The 17,990-nt window shown below is 57.2% G+C and carries 13 protein-coding genes; all 13 read right to left on the bottom strand.

From position 1 onward, the window contains the following. Window positions 1–8: 8 nt before the first annotated feature. The 13 genes from EYC95_RS00490 to EYC95_RS00430 all read right to left on the bottom strand — a co-directional run bounded on the left by EYC95_RS00490 (window position 9) and on the right by EYC95_RS00430 (window position 17,830). Window positions 9–662: a DUF2931 family protein gene (locus tag EYC95_RS00490; protein ID WP_131058600.1), complete on the bottom strand. Its 654-nt coding sequence runs from the start codon at window positions 660–662 to the stop codon at window positions 9–11. Beyond that, a complete protein-coding gene (gene tssI, locus EYC95_RS00485; RefSeq protein ID WP_131058599.1) occupies window positions 655–4,149 on the bottom strand; it encodes a type VI secretion system tip protein TssI/VgrG in 3,495 nt (1,164 codons plus the stop codon). The genes EYC95_RS00490 and tssI overlap by 8 nt, the downstream gene beginning before the upstream one ends. 393 nt (window positions 4,150–4,542) lie before the next feature. Continuing rightward, a complete protein-coding gene (locus tag EYC95_RS00480) occupies window positions 4,543–5,487 on the bottom strand; it encodes a carbohydrate kinase (RefSeq protein ID WP_131058598.1) in 945 nt (314 codons plus the stop codon). A 13-nt stretch (window positions 5,488–5,500) separates the two neighbouring features. Continuing rightward, on the bottom strand, window positions 5,501–6,997 hold the full coding sequence (xylB, locus tag EYC95_RS00475) for a xylulokinase (protein WP_131058597.1): 1,497 nt from the start codon (window positions 6,995–6,997) through the stop codon (window positions 5,501–5,503). A gap of 156 nt (window positions 6,998–7,153) precedes the next feature. Then, window positions 7,154–8,626, bottom strand: a complete 1,473-nt coding sequence (locus EYC95_RS00470; RefSeq protein ID WP_131058596.1) for a mannitol dehydrogenase family protein — start codon at window positions 8,624–8,626, stop codon at window positions 7,154–7,156. Between the two features lie 15 nt (window positions 8,627–8,641). Beyond that, window positions 8,642–9,745: an ABC transporter ATP-binding protein gene (locus EYC95_RS00465; RefSeq protein WP_131058595.1), complete on the bottom strand. Its 1,104-nt coding sequence runs from the start codon at window positions 9,743–9,745 to the stop codon at window positions 8,642–8,644. Window positions 9,746–9,893: 148 nt separating this feature from the next. Continuing rightward, window positions 9,894–10,724: a carbohydrate ABC transporter permease gene (locus tag EYC95_RS00460; RefSeq protein WP_131058594.1), complete on the bottom strand. Its 831-nt coding sequence runs from the start codon at window positions 10,722–10,724 to the stop codon at window positions 9,894–9,896. A gap of 10 nt (window positions 10,725–10,734) precedes the next feature. Continuing rightward, entirely contained in the window at window positions 10,735–11,634 is a 900-nt protein-coding gene (locus EYC95_RS00455) for a carbohydrate ABC transporter permease (protein WP_256656894.1), read from the bottom strand. Between the two features lie 171 nt (window positions 11,635–11,805). Then, entirely contained in the window at window positions 11,806–13,116 is a 1,311-nt protein-coding gene (locus EYC95_RS00450) for a sugar ABC transporter substrate-binding protein (RefSeq protein ID WP_131058592.1), read from the bottom strand. A 343-nt stretch (window positions 13,117–13,459) separates the two neighbouring features. Further along, a complete protein-coding gene (locus EYC95_RS00445) occupies window positions 13,460–14,365 on the bottom strand; it encodes an AraC family transcriptional regulator (protein WP_131058591.1) in 906 nt (301 codons plus the stop codon). Between the two features lie 81 nt (window positions 14,366–14,446). Continuing rightward, complete coding sequence (locus EYC95_RS00440; protein WP_131058590.1) at window positions 14,447–15,334, bottom strand: phospholipase; 888 nt, start codon at window positions 15,332–15,334, stop codon at window positions 14,447–14,449. 157 nt (window positions 15,335–15,491) lie between these two features. Then, window positions 15,492–16,391 carry a phospholipase gene (locus tag EYC95_RS00435; RefSeq protein ID WP_131058589.1) on the bottom strand — a complete coding sequence of 300 codons (900 nt, stop codon included), beginning with the start codon at window positions 16,389–16,391 and terminating at the stop codon, window positions 15,492–15,494. Window positions 16,392–16,528: 137 nt separating this feature from the next. Next, entirely contained in the window at window positions 16,529–17,830 is a 1,302-nt protein-coding gene (locus tag EYC95_RS00430; RefSeq protein ID WP_131058588.1) for a glycosyltransferase, read from the bottom strand. Window positions 17,831–17,990 lie beyond the last annotated feature (160 nt).

Raw genomic sequence — 17,990 nt, 5'->3', positions numbered from 1 at the left:
GTGGCTGGTCATTTCCAAGAGTCATATGGCACACCAAATTTTTCGACATAGGCTTTGGAGACTGCCGAAAGCGGGCGATGTTTACCTCCAGACTCTCCCCCGTACGGACCAAGAGGAGCAATCTCGGCTTTCATCCTAGTAACTTCGATCGGTGTCATGCAGGGACCGGCTACCCAGACTTTAGCGATACCTCCCGGAACCAACATGATAGCGACTGAGTCCCGATATCCGGTGATCCATCTTCCGTCAGCTGCGCAGAAAACCTTTTCCCCCTTGCGCATGATTTCCTGAGTTGCCTCCGGTATGTTAATTACCATTTGGTAAGTTTGCGGCTCGGCAAGCGACTGCCATCGGACATAAATCTTTTTGGGTAAATCTGCCCCTGTTACATTTTTACCTTTTCCGATGCTCGCTCTTTTTGGCCAGCCTTTGGGGTCCCCCGAGTTGTTAGGGGGCCTTAGTATGGCTGCATTCCCACTCATCGCACGTAGATACAGCTGTTCCTGAATATCGACTACATCTGCTGTTTCGATCCAAACCTCCATGTAGTCGGGGGCCGAGAACCCTAAGTACCAGGATTTGTAAGGCATTGACTGACTGTTGGCGAGCGCACAGCCACTGAGCAGAAAAGCGGCAATAGCGACACGTATAAAATTACTCATTTGGGTGCACCGTGCGCACATAGTTCTCGTCTGGTCGATTAATGAATACTATATTCAGGTCGCTATTGTTTCGATTTTTGGCAGCATTCCAGTTGTCGGATAAATGAACGTAACGCTGGAACAACAGTTCCTCCTCATGCGGAGTAAGTCCTGTTGTTTTGCTTTTCCCCAGGGCGTATTCCATCAGTTTTTCGGAAATAGGAATGAGTTCTGCAGGTAATGCAAGTCGCGGTTCACTTTCGTCAATCTCGTCAAATGGTACTCCATTTTCCACGGCCAGCTTGCGCATGATCCGAAAGTAGATCAAGGACAGATCACTGCGGACTTCTCGCTGGCTGCTGACCGCAGCATAAACGTGTTTCATGTCTTTTTGATTGCCCTTCTCAGTACTCCGAAACGGAACCTCCCATGTCCGGACCTCCAACGAAAGGTGATATTGGGACAATTGGTCTTGAAACCTTCTCAAGTCCTGTTGGGCGAGCTTGTAACTATTGGCTTGAGTGAAAGGAACTTTCTCTTCAACCTCGCTTTTACGCGGCTTGCTAAGCAGGATGCGCTCCATTGCTTTTGGTAAATATCCACCTCCCAGATCCGAGTGCACGCCGGGCAAGACAATATCCGCCGCACCAAGACTATTGAGGGCAAAGTTATAACGACGTTCATTTCGGGCGACCAATTGAATGACTTTTTTAGCCGCATCTGGTGCCACAAAGATGTTGATGCCAGGGTTGTAGGCGTTATTCCCATCAAGGTCTCCTACCAGGAGATTGGCAATGGCAGCGACGGTGTCGTAAACGCCGATAAAATTTATAGATACATCTGTTTGTGGCTGCCAGGCAAAGCTGTCAGATAATACCGAGGACCCGATTGGTAACGCTTTGGCAAGGATGCTTTGGTCGCCTTTTAATACCTCATTTGCAAAGTCCCTTGCTGCTGCTGAGCCGCGACTGAACCCGAAAATATCGAACTCGATTTTCGCCACACGTTTATCGGGATTGTTGTCTTGGAAGGTACGGATCACCCGAAGAAGCAGCTGTGGAGTTTCTTCAACTCGCGCCCGGACGCCTTGCGCGCCCAAGCCTGTGCCTTGCGAAAATGTAGAGTCCTGCGCGGTACTGCTAGTACCGATTCCATCTACATAAACTGGCAAGCTCGCTGTCTTGGCATCGATAGGCAGAGTCTTATCCGCCTCGTTTACGTAAAGGTCATATAGCCTTGCCACGTTACTGACATCGTTCCCGTAGCTATTGTCCGGGGAGCTTCCCTTACCGTCATAACCATAAGAGGCGCAGAACTGACGGATATCCTCTGCCATTTCCTCCAGGTTTACATCCGGCGCAAAGCAGCCAAAGACGCGTTCACTGTTGTTACGGTTATTGCCCGTACCATCGAAGAACACCCCAACTCGCAAGGTAATGTCTTCCAGCTCAACCTCTTCCTCCTCTTCCTCAAGCTCTTCTTCCACCGCCTGTGGCGCGGCTTTAGGCGTTTCATCAGCAACCGCATTGAACTTGCCAACCGGCGGAGCACTCAGCAATTTCCCCGCAAGGGCAGCCGCAGCGGCGCCCGGCGTGATCGGTGGCAGAATCTGAATCCCGGAACCCGCCCCAGGCGAGCCCCCGGTATTCACCTTCACCTCAGCCCCACTAATCGTCACGCCCCCCGCATCCACCTTGACGAAACTCCCGCCAGCCTTGGCCGTCAGTTCCATCCCGCCTTCCATCACCACCTTCTCGCCAGCGTGGTAATGAATCTCCTGACCCGCCTCGACAAACTGCGCCGTCCCGACCTTCACATGCTGGGTCACCGCCACCGTCAGGTGATCATCCGCACGCGCTTCAGTCTTGCGATCCAGTTGCGTAATCCGATGTTCTTCAACCTTGAACTCGCTGAAAACATTGGCCTCGACCGTGTCATGACGTTCATTGCCGATGCGGATCTTCTGGTCGTGCTCGATGTTTTCATCCCAGTCGCGCTGGGCGTGCAGGTAGATCTGCTCTGCACCTTTCTTGTCTTCGATACGGAACTCGTTGTAACCCTTGCCGCCCGGTGAGCTCAGGGTCTTGAAGGTGCTGCGGGTTTTGTTGGCCGGCAGGTCGTAGGGGACGACGTTTTCCTTGTGGAACAGGCAGCCGGTGATCAGCGGTTGGTCGGGGTCGCCTTCGAGGAAGGTGACGAGGACTTCCATGCCGACGCGCGGGATGGCGATGCCGCCGTAGGCACTGCCGGCCCAGCCGGTGGCGACGCGCAGCCAGCAGCTGGTGTTGTCGTTGGCCTGGCCGTCGCGGTCCCAGCGGAATTGCACTTTGACGCGGCCGTATTCGTCGCAGTGGATTTCTTCGCCCGGCGGACCGGTGACGATGGCGGTCTGGCTGCCCAGGACCTTCGGTTTCGGGTGTTCGAGGGCCGGGCGGAAGTGCGCGTCCCACGGGGTGGCGAGGAATTGGTTGCGGTAGCCCTGATGGAAATCGTCTTTGTTGTGGGTGACGTCGCTGGTGACGTTTTTGCCGAGCACTTGCGGCTGCTTGCCTTCGTGCACGACTTCGAGCAGCAACCAGAGGTCGTTCCACTCGGCGCGCGGGTGTTCGCTCAGGGCCATGAAGTGGCCGCTGACCAGGGTGGGCTCGTCGCCTTTGCCTTCGGCCAGTTGGTAATCGCTGCGATGGCGTTCCAGCGCGCGGGTCGCCAGTTGTTTACCGCGTGCGCGGTCGGTGAAGCGGCCAGGGAAGTCGTAGTCTTCCAGGTCCGGCGTGAAGGTACTCTTGGCGGCGCCTTCGGGCAGGATGCGCGGTTTTTCGAAGTCGTAATCGCGGCGGCTGACGCGGGAGGTGCGGGTTTCCAGGCGCAGGTTGAAGCGCTTGATCACCGGTTTCGTGGCGGCCATGCCGGAGTCTTGCTGGTAGGCCACGGGCGAAAGTTTGCGGAACACAGTCTGGTCATCGCCGAACACCAGTGTGTGGCCGCTGGCGCTGTGCTGGAAGTGGAAGTGAATGCCTTCCTCTTCACACAGGCGCTGGATGAAGTGCAGGTCGGATTCGTCGTACTGCACGCAGTAATCGCGCTCGGGGTAGATCGCGCCGAGCTGGAAACTGTAGGCATCAGCGAGGATGCCGCGCGCCTCAAGTACCTGAGCGATGATTTTCGGCACACTCAAATGCTGGAAAATCTGCTGGTCATGGTTGTGACGCAGGTAAGCGAGTTGCGGGACCAGGCTGATGCTGTAGCGCGTCAGGCTTTTGCCGGAATCGCCTTGCTCGATGCGATAGACCAGACCGTGGATGATACCCTTGCCGGTAGCGCCGAAGGTCAAGCAGCCAGGCTTGTGCAGTAACTCTTCGAGTTTCAGGTCGGGACGGGCGCTGACCAGTTCTATATCGAAACAGAACGGTTGGTTGAGGGTTTCGCGACCGACGAAGCTGAGCACTTGCAGGTCAACGGAAACGCCTTCCAGCGTCAGGGAAATATGGGTTGCGTTCGCGTCCAGCATGCCTTTAATTCCGTCCTTTGAATAAGCTGGTGCGGATGGTGCAGCATTAAACCGCCTCGTTCAAGGCGCAAATGCCGTAGGCGTGGATGCCTTGTGCTATCGGGAAAACCCCTAGATATGGGGTTTCGGCTAATGAATGCGGGGGATGCTTCGTCATCCTTTGCAGAACTTCACCGCGTCACACCCTTGCGGTGACCAGGAATCCATAGTCATTTTCAGACTCCAGTCGTTCAAAGCACTTAAAACCCCTTAAAACCCCTCTGCCGTCATTGCCTACTGATCGTTCCCACGCTCCGCGTGGGAATGCTTCATTGGACGCTCCGCTTCCGCTTTTGGGCCGCAGAGCGTCCCGGGCTGCATTCCCACGCAGAGCGTGGGAACGATCTGTCAGATTCAGCGCATTTCCAACTGCTGCCGATACGGCAAATCCGGCCCGGTCTTGCTGCATGTCAGCGCCGCTGCCTGCACCGCAAACTTCAACATCCCGTCGATTTGCTCGCGCTCAAGCGATTGCACGCCTTCAACAGAATCCAGCTGCTGCTCGGTCAACCAGGTAATCAGCGCCGCCTGGAACGTATCGCCAGCGCCCACGGTGTCGGCGATCTTTACCGAGCAGGCCGACACCGACCACGAACCTTGAGTGCGGCTGTACACAGTCGCTCCCTCGCCACCACGGGTCAAAAACACCAACTGGCAGCGATGTTGCAGCCAACCCTCGATCACCCGCTGCGGATCCTGCTCGGGGTACAACAGGCTCAAATCCTCATCGCTGACTTTAATCAGGTCAGCCAACTCAACCAGCGTCGCAATCCGCGAACGCCACAGATCGATGTTCGGCTCAGGATTGAGTCGCACATTCGGATCAAGGCTGATCAAGCGTTTACCGCTTTCCCGCTGCACCAACGCCAGCAGCGTGTCGGCAATCGGCTGCACCACCAGCGAATACGAGCCGATGTGCAAACCGCGCACTTCAGGCCCCAGCTCAGGCAGATGCTCAGGTTTGAGCTGCCGATCCGCACAACCTTCACCACGGAAGCTGTAGTGGGGCGAGCCATCGGCACCGACGGCAACCATCGCCAAGGTCGTCGGCGCAGCGAAATCGACCAAATAGTCGGGACGCACGCCTTCATCTGAAAGCACTTGCTGCAAACGTCGGCCAAGGTAGTCGGTCGATAACCCGGCAAACAGCGCCGACTCGACTCCCAACCGCCGCAGTCCAACCGCGACGTTGAACGGCGAACCACCGGCAATCGCCTTGAAATTCACTTTTGAAGCCAGGCCGCTGGCGTCGTCTTCACTGAAGAAATCGAACAGCGCTTCGCCACACACCAGATACATAATTGTTCGCTCTTTAAAGGGTTGCGACATGCTGTTGATAGCGTTCATAGGCCTGCTGACAGGCCGCTACATTGTCGGCAATCGGCAAGGTTTCACTGGCTGGATCGAATTTTACGCAACGCTCGCAAAGGTCCGCCAGACTGTCCTCGTGGCCGTTTGCCCAGGACTTGCACCACGCCGCCTGTATCGCCGCGCCGAGGGCGGCGGCTTCGCTTTGTTCGGTGCAGATGACCGGGGTGTTCATGATGTCGGCGACCATCTGCCGCCACACCGGGCTTTTCGAGCCGCCGCCGATCAGGCAAATGCTGCGGCTTTGTAAGCCATTCTGGCGCAGCAGGTCCAGTCCGTAACGCAAACCGAAGGTCGTGCCTTCCACCACCGCGCGGCACAGGTTGGCCTGGGTCAGGTTGGTCATCGTCAAGCCTAGCAGGCTGCCAGTGGCGTGGGGCAGGGCGGGGACGCGCTCGCCGTTGAGAAACGGCAGCATGCACACGCCTTCGGCCCCGATGGGCGCTTGTGCCACCAGTTTGTTGAAATGCTCGATATCGAGGTCGAACAGCTCGCGGATGCCCCCCGTGGCGTTGGTCAGGTTCATGGTGCAGATCAGCGGCAGCCAGCCACCGCTGGAGGAGCAAAACGTCGCGACCGACGCATCCGGGCTGACTTTCGGCTGGTCGGAATAGGCGTACACCGTCCCCGAAGATCCGAGGCTCATGGTGATCGCGCCGGGCTTGATGTTGCCGGTGCCGAGGGCGCCCATCATGTTGTCGCCGCCTCCGCTGGAGACCAGCGCCTGCGGGTTGATGCCCAGGTGTTCGGCGATACCCGGCAGGATCGTGCCGACCGCTTGATGCGCATCGATCAACTCCGGTAACGCGGCTTGCAGGCGTCCGCTCGGGTCGATGTCGCGCAGCAACTGCCAATCCCACTGGCGGCTGCGCACGTTGAAATACCCGGTGCCGGAGGCATCGCCGTACTCGCTGCAACTGCGGCCGGTGAGCCAGAAGTTGAGGTAGTCGTGGGGCAGGAGGATGCGGGCGATTCGGGCGAAAATGTCCGGGTGCTGTTCTTTGGTCCATAGCAGTTTGGAAACGGTGTAGCCCGGTGCAATGACCACGCCGAGGCGCTCCAGCGAACCCTTTTCGCCGCCGAGGTGGTCCAGCAGACGGTCGTTTTCCGGGGTGGATTCGGTGTCGCACCAAAGCTTCGCCGGACGTAGCACCTGGCCCAGATCATCGAGCAGCACCAGACCGTGTTGCTGGCCGGAGACACCGATGCCGAGGATGTCCTGACCTCCGACTTTAGCGGCGAGCAACGCACGGCGGGTGGCCAGGGTGAACGCCTCCAGCCACTGATTGGTGTCTTGCTCGCGACGACCGTTTGCGCCGCTGAACAAGCTGTGCGTCGCGGCGCCCTGACCGAGGACCTGGCCGCTGTGGGCGTCGAGGATCACGGCTTTGGTGCCTTGGGTGCCGCAGTCGATGCCGAGGAAGAGGTGTTGGTTTGTCATGGAAAATCCTTGGATCGTCAGGTCAATCTAGGTGAAGCCATTCGCGGGCAAGCCTCGCTCCTACAAGGTTAGTGTCGAGCGCGGATCAGATGGTTGACCCCGGACCTGTAGGAGCGAGGCTTGCCCGCGAAGACGGCGGTGGTCTCACCGCCGCACTTACGCCAACACCCGCTCCAACGTCCGCGTCACACCCACTTCCCGCAAGCTGTTGCAGCACCATTCAAACGCCGCCACAAACTCCGGCGAATTCGGAATTGCCGTACCAAAGATCTCCTCAACCTCCAACAACCGCTGCGTAATCAACACATCATCCGCCACCAGTGCCTGGCAGAACGTCGCCCGCGGATCAGGAATCGAGTAGGTGTCCCCGTTCTCATCCACTGCCTTCAAATACAACGCCCAGGCCGCCACCACCAGCGCGGCACGCTTGGGATCCCGGCCATCGGCAATCAGGCGATTGATCGTCGGAATGGTGAACTTGGGAAACTTCGACGAACCGTCCGAACACACGCGTTCCAGCTGATCGGCAATCGCCTGATTGGAGAAACGCGCGACCAGCGTGTTCTTGTAATCCGTCAGGTCAATCCCCGGCACGGGCGACAGCTGCGGCGTGACATCCAGGTCCATGTAGGCACGCATGTAACGCACAAACAGTGGGTCATTCATGGTCTCGTGCACGAAGCGATAACCCTTCAGGAACCCCAGATACGTCAGGGCCAGATGACTGCCGTTGAGCAGTTTGATCTTCATCTCTTCATACGGCGTGACGTCGTCGGTAAATTGCACGCCAACCTTTTCCCAGGCCGGACGGCCGTTGACGAACTTGTCTTCCAGCACCCACTGCACAAAAGGTTCGCAGACCACTGGCCAGGCATCATCCAACGCATGTTTGTCGGCCAGTTGCAGGAGATGCTCGGTGCTGGTTATCGGGGTGATACGGTCAACCATGGCGTTGGGGAAGCTGACATGGCTGTCGATCCAGTCGCGTAGATCGGCATCGCGTAAAGCGGCGAAGGCCAGCAAGGCTTTGCGGGTGACCGCGCCGTTGTGCGGCAGGTTATCGCACGACATCAAGGTGAAGGCCGGCGTGCCAGCGGCGCGGCGTTTGGCCAGTGCGGCGCAGAGGAAGCCGAACACGGTTTTCGGTGCGTCCGGGTTCGCCAGGTCGTACTGGATTTGCGGCAGGTGCGCCATGAACTCGCCGTTGCTGTCGTCGATGCAATAACCGCCCTCGGTGATGGTCAGCGAGACGATGCGGATCTCCGGGCTGGCGAGTTTGTCGATCAAAGCCGCCGAGCTGTCTTCGGCCAGCAGCATGTCGCGAATCGCGCCGATGACCCGGACTTCGGTGTCGTCGGTGTCGCCCAGCTCGAACAAGGTGAAGAGGTAATCCTGCTCTTTCAGATCGTCCCGGGCGCGGCGGTCTTCGGCGCGCAGGCCGACCCCGCAGATCGCCCAGTCCAGGCCTTCACCGGTGTTCATCAGTGCGTCGGTGTAATACGCCTGATGGGCACGGTGAAAACCGCCGACGCCGATGTGTGCAATGCCCTGGCGCGTATCGCTCAGGGTGTAGGCGGGCAGGACCACCTCGGGGGCGAGGCGGTTGAGGTTCTGCTTATTGAGTTTCATCACAGGCTCTCTAAATCAGGCCGCTGCGCGCAGCGGACGCGTCAGCGCCACGCCGTCGGCATCGAATAAATGGCAGTGTTCGGCGTCAAGGTTCAGGCTCAAGGCTTCGCCGTAACGGCTGGCCAGGTCGCCACGAACCCGCATGGTCAGCGCTTCACCGGAAGAGGTCACGACGTGGCAGAAGGTGTCGCTGCCCAGGCGTTCGCTGACGTCGGCGGTGACTTGCAAGGTGCAGTCGCCGGTTTGCGCGAGGTTGAGGTGTTCCGGACGAATGCCCAGGGTCACCGCGCCGCCGACGTTCAGATTGGCGCCGGTTAGTGGCAGCGTGATGCGGGTGCCGGCGTCCAGCATGACTTCACAGCTTTGAGCCTCGACGCGGGTAACTTTGCCCTTGAGGAAGCCCATTTTTGGCGTGCCGAGAAAGCCTGCGACGAACAGGTTGGCCGGCTGGTGGTACAAGTCCAGCGGCGAGCCGACTTGCTCGATTTTTCCACCGTTGAGGACGACCACTTTGTCGGCCATGGTCATGGCTTCGACCTGGTCGTGGGTCACGTAAATCATCGTCGCTTGCAGGTCTTTGTGCAGACGCAACAGTTCCAGGCGCATCTGCACCCGCAGGGCGGCGTCGAGGTTGGACAGCGGTTCGTCGAACAGGAAGATTTTCGGGTTACGCACGATGGCGCGGCCGATGGCGACCCGTTGACGCTGGCCGCCAGACAGTTGCTTCGGCTTGCGCTCCAGCATCGGCCCCAATTCAAGGATGCGCGCCGCTTCGCCGACTTTTTTCTCGACTTCAGCTTTCGGCACACCGGCGAGGTCGAGGGCAAACGACATGTTTTTGCGCACGCTCATGTGCGGGTACAAGGCGTAAGTCTGGAACACCATCGCCAGGTCGCGTTTGGCCGGGCTGACTTCGGTGATGTCGCGACCGTCGAGTTCGATGGTGCCGCCGCTGACTTCTTCCAGCCCGGCGATCAGCCGCAGCAGCGTGGACTTGCCGCAGCCTGATGGGCCGACGAAGACCACGAATTCCTTGTCGTTCACTTCCAGGTCGATGCCTTTGATGATGGAAAAGCCTTCGAAGCCTTTTTGCAGATTCTTGATTTTCAGGTTGGCCATGATGATGGGCCTCCACTTGTTGTTATTCAGTTGAGCCTGGCGCGCTTTTCTGTAGGAGCCAGCGGTGCGGCGATCCGACTTGCCGGCGAAGGCGTCCGGGAGATCGCCTTCGCCGGCAAGCCTGGCTCCTACAGGGGTTGTGCCCGTTTTATTTCACGGCACCGAACGACAGGCCGCGGACCAATTGTTTCTGGCTGATCCAGCCGAAGATCAGGATCGGCGCACAGGCCAGCGTCGACACCGCCGACAACTTGGCCCAGAACAAGCCTTCGGGACTGGAGTACGAAGCGATCAACGCGGTCAGTGGCGCGGCTTTCGACGAGGTCAGGTTCAGCGACCAGAACGCCTCGTTCCAGCACAGGATCAGCGACAGCAACACCGTGGAGGCCAAGCCACCCTTGGCGATCGGCAGCAGCACCCGGACCATTTCCTGCCACAGCGTGGCGCCATCGAGGCGCGCGGCTTCGAGGATGTCCTTGGGGATGTCCTTGAAGTAGGTGTAAATCATCCAGACCACGATCGGCAGGTTGATCAGCGTGTAGATCACGATCAGCGCGATGCGTGTGTCGAGCAGGCCGAAGCTCTTGGCCAGCAGGTAGATCGGCATCAACACGCCCACCGGTGGCAGCATCTTGGTGGAGAGCATCCACAGCAGCGTGCCCTTGGTGCGCTGGGTTTCGTAGAACGCCATCGAGTAGGCCGCCGGCACCGCGATCAACAGGCACAGGGCTGTGGCGCTGAACGAAATCACCACCGAGTTCCAGGCGAAGCTGAAGTAATCGCTGCGCTCATTGATGTGCAGGTAGTTCTCCAGCGTCGGGGGGAAGATGAACTGAGGCGGCGTGGCGAAGGCGTCGATTTCGGTTTTGAAACTGGTCAGCACCATCCAGAAGATCGGGAAGAAGATCAGGATCGCGATGGCCCAGGCCAGGGTGCCGAGCAGCAGACTTTGCAGACGGCGGGATTGTTGAAGAGTCATGGCGCAGGCCTCAGGCTTTGTCTGTCAGGTTTTTGCCGATCATGCGCACCAGCACGATGGCCGCGATGTTGGCGATCACCACCGCGATCAAGCCGCCGGCGGACGCCATGCCGACGTCGAACTGCACCAGCGCCTGGTTGTAGATCAGGTAGGCCAGGTTGGTCGAGGCATAGCCGGGACCACCGTTGGTGGTGGTGAAGATTTCTGCAAACACCGAGAGCAGGAAGATGGTTTCGATCATCACCACCACCGCAATCGGCCGCGCCAGGTGCGGCAGTGTCAGGTGCCAGAAGATCGCGATCGGACCGGCACCGTCGAGGCGCGCGGCTTCCTTCTGTTCCTGATCGAGGGACTGCATGGCGGTCATCAGGATCAGGATCGCGAAGGGCAGCCATTGCCAGGACACAATGATGATGATCGACAGCAACGGGTAATGCGCCAGCCAGTCCACCGGCTGCGCGCCGAACAGCTTCCAGACGTAGGCGAGAATCCCGGATACCGGATGGAAAATCAGGTTCTTCCAGATCAATGCACCGACGGTGGGCATGATGAAAAACGGTGAGATAAGCATCACCCGCACGATGCCACGACCGAGAAACTCACTGGCCTCCAGCAGCGCACTGATCAACACGCCGAGCACCACGCTGATCAGCAGTACGCTGCCGACCAGCAACAAGGTGTTGGTGGCGCCGGGCAGAAAACCCGAGTCGCTGAGGAAGTAGCTGAAGTTCTCCAGCCCGACGAACTCGTTCTCACCGGGATAGAGCAGGTTGTAGCGGATCAGCGAGAAGTAAACGGTCATGCCCAGCGGCACGATCATCCACAGCAGCAACAACGCCACCGAGGGACTGACCAGAAACCAGCCGGGATTGGCCAACCGGCTTTTACGCACCGGTTGGGGAATGTCCATGTGAGCTTTAACAGTTGAAATATTCATGGCATTAAACCGATTGGGAACAGACAAATGAAGATCAACTGTGGGAGCGGGCTTGCTCGCGAAAGCGGTGTTCCAGTCACTGAAGATGCATCGGATGTACCGGCCTCTTCGCGAGCAAGCCCGCTCCCACATTGGTTGCGTGGGTTACTTGGGATAACCGGCGCGCTTCATCTCACGTTCGGTGGTTTGCTGGGCGGCCGTCAGGGCCTGGTCGACCGTGGTCTGGCCGATCAGCGCCGCCGAGAACAATTTACCGACCTGGGTCCCCACCGCCTGGAATTCAGGAATGGTCACTAACTGAATGCCGATGTAGGGCACGGGCTTGAGGGTCGGCTTGCTCGGGTCCGCGGCTTTCAGCGATTCAAGGGTCACCTTGGCGAACGGCGCAGCCTTCATGTACGCCTCGCTGTAGGTCGAGGCCCGAGTGCCGGGCGGCACGTTGGCGATGCCGTCTTTCTCGGCAACCAGCGCACCGTATTCCTTGGACGTGGCCCAGGCACTGAAGGTTTTAGCCGCATCCTTGGCCTTGGAACTGGTCGGGATCGCCAGCGCCCAGGAGTAGAGCCAGGCCGAACCTTTGTCGGTGGTCTCGTGGGGGGCGTAGGTGAAGCCGATGTGCTCGCTGACCTTGCTTTGGGTCTTGTCGGTGACGAAGGAGCCGGCGACGCTGGCGTCCACCCAGATCGCGCATTTGCCGCTGTTGAACAGCGCCAGGTTTTCGTTGAAACCGTTGCTGGAAGCACCCGGCGGGCCGGATTTCTTCATCGTGTCGACGTAGAAATTCAGGGCGTTTTTCCACTCGGGGCCGGTGAACTCCGGTTGCCACTGCTCATCAAACCAGCGCGCACCGTAGGCGTTAGCGACGGTGGTGATCAGCGCCATGTTCTCGCCCCAGCCGGCCTTGCCACGCAGGCAGATGCCGTACTGTTCTTTGTCTTTATTGGTGAGTTTGCTGGCGAATTCGCCGATCTGCGTCCAGGTCGGGTGCTCAGGCATGGTCAGCCCGGCGTCCTTGAACAGGTCGATGCGGTAATAGGTGATGGAGCTTTCCGCGTAAAACGGCAGGGCATAGAGCGAGCCCTTGACCGACAGGCCTTCACGCACCGAAGGGAAGACATCGTCGAGGGCGTAGGTGGCCGGCAAGTCCTTCATCGGCTCCAGCCAGCCCTTGCCCCCCCAGAGTGCGGCTTCGTACATGCCGATGGTCAGCACGTCGAACTGCCCGCCTTGTGTCGCGATGTCGGTGGTCAAGCGTTGGCGCAGGACGTTTTCTTCCAGTACCACCCAATTGAGCTTGATGTCCGGGTGCTCGGCCTCGAAGGTTTTCGAGAGCTTTTGCATGCGGATCATGTCGCTGTTGTTGACGGTGGCGATGGTCAGGGTTTGAGCGCCGAGGCTGACGCTACTGAGGGTCATGCAGGTGAGGGCAAGCAGAGCTTTTACAGAAGGTTGCATCGTGCACTCCTTTTCTGCACCCGATGGGGGACAGAAGGACGGTTATTGTTTTTGTGTCTTCCGAGGGCAGGAAGAATGTGCACTGATTACAGCGTTCAATTGCGGATCAGACAAATCATCCGTCGCACTTGAATCGATACTATTTTGCACTGGGATTAAAGGAGGGAACTGCAAGGACAGGCTTCGCGGAGGTGAATGGTCATCGAATTTGTACAGGTTTTCGGGCCTCTTCGCGGGCAAGTCGGATCGCCGCACCGCTCGCTCCTACAGGGATATACGTAAACCTGTAGGAGCGAGGCTTGCCCGCGAAGGCGTACTCAAGATCACCCCATGACCAAGACGATCAACCCAGATTCTGTTCGGTCAACCGCTGCACCGCCAGCCGCCGGTAATGCGAAGGCGTCATGCCCTTGAGCTGCTGGAACCGTCGATTGAAGTTGGAAATATTGTTGAAGCCCGATTCGAAACACACATCGGTCACTGGTTTGTCGCCATCGGCCAGCAACTCGCAGGATTTACTGATGCGCAGGCGATTGACGAACTCAATGAAGCAACGCCCGGTGGCCTGTTTGAACACCCGGCTGAAGTAAGTCGGTTTCATGCCCAGATGCTCAGCGACTTCCTCGAGCGGCAGATCCCGGGCGTAATGCGCAAAAATGTAATCCACCGCCCGGTTGGTGCGATCGATGTTGTGTTCATCTGCCAGTTGCGGCGTGGTGGCACCCGACAGCAATTGAAAATCGTCTGAAGCGGCGAGCAGCTCCAGCAGAATAAAAAAGTGACCCAGCCGGGTGATGCCTTTGGTATCGGCGATGCGTTGCATCAAGGTCATGGCCTGGCGGATGGTGCGCTTGCAACGAAATTCGATGCCGTACTGCGCGCGCTCCAGCAGTGGTGCCAAGGTCTTGAGTTCCGCGAATACCTGATGACCGCTCTCGAACAACTCATCGGTGAAATTGACCAGCATGTCGCGTTTGGGCACTACCTCGTCTTCGGCCACCTGGCTGATCCAGTTGTGGGGCAGATTGGGGCCGGTCAGGAACAGGGATTCCGGGTAAAAGTTGCCGATGTAGTCGCCGATGAACACCTTGCCGGAACTGGCGACGATCAGGTGCAGTTCGTATTCCTTGTGGAAATGCCAGCGTACCAAAGGGCAGGGGAATCCATGCTGGCGATAGATGATCGACAACCCGTTGTGGTCGTCCATCAGTTCGTAGGAAGGATCGGTGACTCTGGCGGTTCGGGTCATGTCAGGGCGCTTTCTATTGTCATTGCACCCTGATCATGCCTCTTTCCTGGCCTGTAATGCCAGCTTGCAACGCTTCGGGCGTTACGCCGGTTCCCGAGTATGCAAGGCATAACCGTAAACGGCTTTCATGCTGGTGGCCGTCCAGCAGTAACGTACGATCTCTGACTCATCAAAAAAGTCGGTACTGATGATGCAGCAGCGCGTCACCCAGTCCCGGGTGGGATTGAACCAGTCATTGATCTGGTTTTTGATGTCTTGAGGACCTCCCAGAAACGCGTAGCTGGTGGCCGATAATGACCATAGAAATGTTCCGAAAGGCGGGTTTTCGAGTGTGTTGGAAATATGGGTCTTCAGATCCTCAGTGTCGGTAAATCGCCTGCTGCTCCACTTGTGTGTAATGCGTGGCCAGAAGTAATCCTCATTCAGTTCCCGATGTGCGAGTGCCGACAACACCACCCTGCGGCGAGTGCTGATCCGCTTGAGCTCGCCGATGGTTTTTGTGTCGTTGTCGGGCGGTATGACCCGCTGTCCGAGTCGACTCACCAGAAGATCATTGAGTTTTCGATAGTCAAAGGGTTTGGACCCGTCTGCGAGTTGGTGAAAATCCAGCACAATGAATTCATCCGGATTTCGGTCAAGGAACGCTAATACCGCCGTGATCAGTTCATCGAGGACGCGATGGGACTGGTGTCCATTGTGATGAAAATAGAAGATCGACTGGTCAGCACCCTCGGTATAGCCCAAGCGGATATCAAAGGCCCGTGCGCCATTGGACAGTTGCCAGGCAAATGAACCGTTTTGACACGTCGTCCAATTGCCGATGACCACTTCATAATTAGGTGCTTGTTTATCCATGCCGGCGTTATGGGCACCAGGCCAGACGACATCGGTCAGTTTTATACGATCGATGTCGAGGACATTACTCATCCACTTCTGTTTATCGAGATTCCCTTCTATAGGTCGTGTCATGTCTATTCCCGTCGGTTACCTTCGCCCCATCCATGAGGTGAGTTAATTGATATGTATGGCAAAGCATAGAAGGGCATCAGGACAATGCCAGCAACGGAAATATCTTCATAAATATAGCTAATTAATGGCGCGCGACAGTTGCACTTTGATCCAGGTATTAGCGGCGCTTGGCGTTCGCCTTGATGGTGTTGGCGTTTCGACAATGGTGCACCAACTTTGATGCTTCCAAAAAGTCAATATTGATAATGCTGCTCTTTAGTACCCAATCGTTAACAGCAGGATCAAACCATTGATCAAGGTATTCCGCGATATTCACTGGCCCTCCCACTGCATGGTAACTGGTGGCGGACAGTGACCATGGCGAGCCACCAGGCGGGTACTTCATCACCTGTGTGATATGGGCGTCCAGTTCGCTGACGCTGGTGGTCGCGATACCGCTCCATTTGTGTTCAATTTGCCGACAAAACCAGCGCCAGTCGAGGTCCGGATGGCTGTTGGTGGCCACCAGCACTCGCTGAGCATCACTGACCTGCTTCAGTTGCCCCAGTGTCAGATGAGCATTGCCAGAAGGGATCATCCGATCACCCAGATGGGTCAACAGGAGCCTGCTGAACTCCTTGAAATTGAAAGGTATGCTGTCGGACTTCAGCTCATGAAAATCGAGCAGGATGAATTCGTCAGGATTCTCCTGAAGAAAACGGATAACGCTCGTGATTACATTCTCCAGTGAACGAGAGGACCTGAAACCATTGTGTTGAAACCAGAATACAGAGACGCCGTTACTTTTGACTTCATACTCCAGTCTTAAATCAAGTGCGCGAGCGCCTTTGGTTAGCTGGAAGTAAAAGGAATTGTTTTGGCAAGCTGCCCAATGACTCACGCCGGGTGCCACGTAAGAGGCTTTTTTGTCGACGCCTGCATTGTGAGCGCCTGGCAGGGTAAGTTCCGCGAGCGTTAAATGATCCAGGGCGGGCGTGTTGCTCATCCAGTTATTAAGTGTGAGGTCTTGGTTTTCGTATGGAGAATATTTCAGATTGTTTATAAGGGCGTTAGGCATGGTGCATCCTTGCATGTTTAGTAAGTAGTTAGTGCAATAATCGCTTGTGCGTAAAGTTAAGCGATTCAGTGCCTATTTATAAACATGCGCCCATAAAAAACAACTAAGGGTTGATGCAAAGCGTATCTTGCTTAGTGTCAGGCGTCTTCTTGGTAGCGATTCTTCGCTTCAATCCATTGCGACATGTACTGAGTGCTCTTGTGCTGATGATGCCGCAACATGCTGCCGGTGAAATTATCTCGGCGAACAGTGGACAGACGTTGTCGGCAGTCCTCGAGCCTGGCAATCAGCGCCGGACCATGAATGCCTTGCTGGTAACGATTCGTCAGTAATTCCAATCCAAGCGTCTGCGCCTTCAACCACTGGGTTTTGTCCGTATAGAGTTGCACTGCGCAATCAGCGAACACCTGGGCCGATCGGGTGACCGATCCCGGCCACGGCTCGTTGCCGTGCATGGCCTCCGCGCCTATCGGTGTGGTGACGTTCGGCGTGCCGCAGATCATTGCATCAATGATCTTGCCTTTGATCCCGGCGCCGAACCTTAGCGGCGCCAGACACACGCGCGCCGCCGACATTACTTGCAAAGCATCTTCCGCCCAGTTCATGACATGAAAACCCTGGGCCGGGTTATGCAGTGCAGTGGCCTTGGGCGGCGTGTAGGCGCCATAGATGTGCAACTGAGCGCTGGGCAGCTGCTCGCGGATCAACGGCCAGATCGCTGTTTTCATCCAGAGCACCGCATCCCAGTTCGGTGCATGTCGAAAATTACCGATGCTGAGAAAATGTGCCCGATCTTCAAAGGCGACCGGTGGCACGCTCGGCGGTTCGACCATCAGCGGACACCAATGCAGCAAGTTGCGCGGCATTTTGAACTGCTCGACCAGCAACTTGATCTCCACTTCAGAAATCATCAGGTTCAAATCGCAACGATACAGCGCAGCAATCTCCCGTTTAGCCAGATCGGTATCGGCCATCAAATCGAACTCTTCACGCAACGCTGGCGCGAACAGGTCGCTGAAATCATTGTTGTCATCACTGGCCTTCAAGCGGTCCTTGAGGCGCTGATGCCGGGCATGTCGCAAGCTTTGCAAATCAGAGGTTTCAAGCACGCGCAACGCGTCAGGACAGTGCTTCTCTACACGCCAGCCGAACTGCTCTTCCATCATGAACTGGTCAAACAGCACGATATCCGGCGCCAGTTCACTGATAAACGCGTCGAAACTGCTGTTGTTCAACTCGATCGGCACTTCGCGGATGCCCAGTGCCGTCAGGTCAGCCCGATGTTCACCGGTACCGGCCGGGCTGCTGAAAGTAATGTCCCAGCCCTCTTGCAAAAACGTATCCAGAATCTGCATCACATGCCCACTGGCGGCGGAAGAACGAGGCTCGGGCCAGACGTAACCGATGACCAGGACTTTGGTGGCGGGAGGAGGAGTCATGAAGGGGATCCTTTGCTGCAAGCGGCAGGGCGCGAAAAGGGCGTAATTAAACCACAGCGCTAGATAGTTTTAATCGGTGATGCATAAATGCCAGCCCTGAGCGGGACTGGCATTTTTTATCTGCCAATCTATTTAATTGATCTTTGCATTGAGAGCAAAA

This window comes from Pseudomonas sp. BGI-2 (assembly GCF_004310295.1).
In the GTDB taxonomy this organism is placed as follows: domain Bacteria; phylum Pseudomonadota; class Gammaproteobacteria; order Pseudomonadales; family Pseudomonadaceae; genus Aquipseudomonas.
This window is presented reverse-complemented; position numbering and strand designations above follow the sequence as displayed.

Excerpts from the sequence above, each read along its gene's own strand:
- EYC95_RS00445 (WP_131058591.1), bottom strand. The coding sequence starts at position 14,365 with ATGACCCGAACCGCCAGAGTCACCGATCCTTCCTACGAACTGATGGAC.
- EYC95_RS00450 (WP_131058592.1), bottom strand. The coding sequence starts at position 13,116 with ATGCAACCTTCTGTAAAAGCTCTGCTTGCCCTCACCTGCATGACCCTC.
- EYC95_RS00460 (WP_131058594.1), bottom strand. The coding sequence starts at position 10,724 with ATGACTCTTCAACAATCCCGCCGTCTGCAAAGTCTGCTGCTCGGCACC.
- EYC95_RS00430 (WP_131058588.1), bottom strand. The coding sequence starts at position 17,830 with ATGACTCCTCCTCCCGCCACCAAAGTCCTGGTCATCGGTTACGTCTGG.
- tssI (WP_131058599.1), bottom strand. The coding sequence starts at position 4,149 with ATGCTGGACGCGAACGCAACCCATATTTCCCTGACGCTGGAAGGCGTT.
- EYC95_RS00480 (WP_131058598.1), bottom strand. The coding sequence starts at position 5,487 with ATGTATCTGGTGTGTGGCGAAGCGCTGTTCGATTTCTTCAGTGAAGAC.
- EYC95_RS00435 (WP_131058589.1), bottom strand. The coding sequence starts at position 16,391 with ATGCCTAACGCCCTTATAAACAATCTGAAATATTCTCCATACGAAAAC.
- xylB (WP_131058597.1), bottom strand. The coding sequence starts at position 6,997 with ATGACAAACCAACACCTCTTCCTCGGCATCGACTGCGGCACCCAAGGC.
- EYC95_RS00470 (WP_131058596.1), bottom strand. The coding sequence starts at position 8,626 with ATGAAACTCAATAAGCAGAACCTCAACCGCCTCGCCCCCGAGGTGGTC.
- EYC95_RS00490 (WP_131058600.1), bottom strand. The coding sequence starts at position 662 with ATGAGTAATTTTATACGTGTCGCTATTGCCGCTTTTCTGCTCAGTGGC.
- EYC95_RS00465 (WP_131058595.1), bottom strand. The coding sequence starts at position 9,745 with ATGGCCAACCTGAAAATCAAGAATCTGCAAAAAGGCTTCGAAGGCTTT.
- EYC95_RS00455 (WP_256656894.1), bottom strand. The coding sequence starts at position 11,634 with ATGGACATTCCCCAACCGGTGCGTAAAAGCCGGTTGGCCAATCCCGGC.
- EYC95_RS00440 (WP_131058590.1), bottom strand. The coding sequence starts at position 15,334 with ATGACACGACCTATAGAAGGGAATCTCGATAAACAGAAGTGGATGAGT.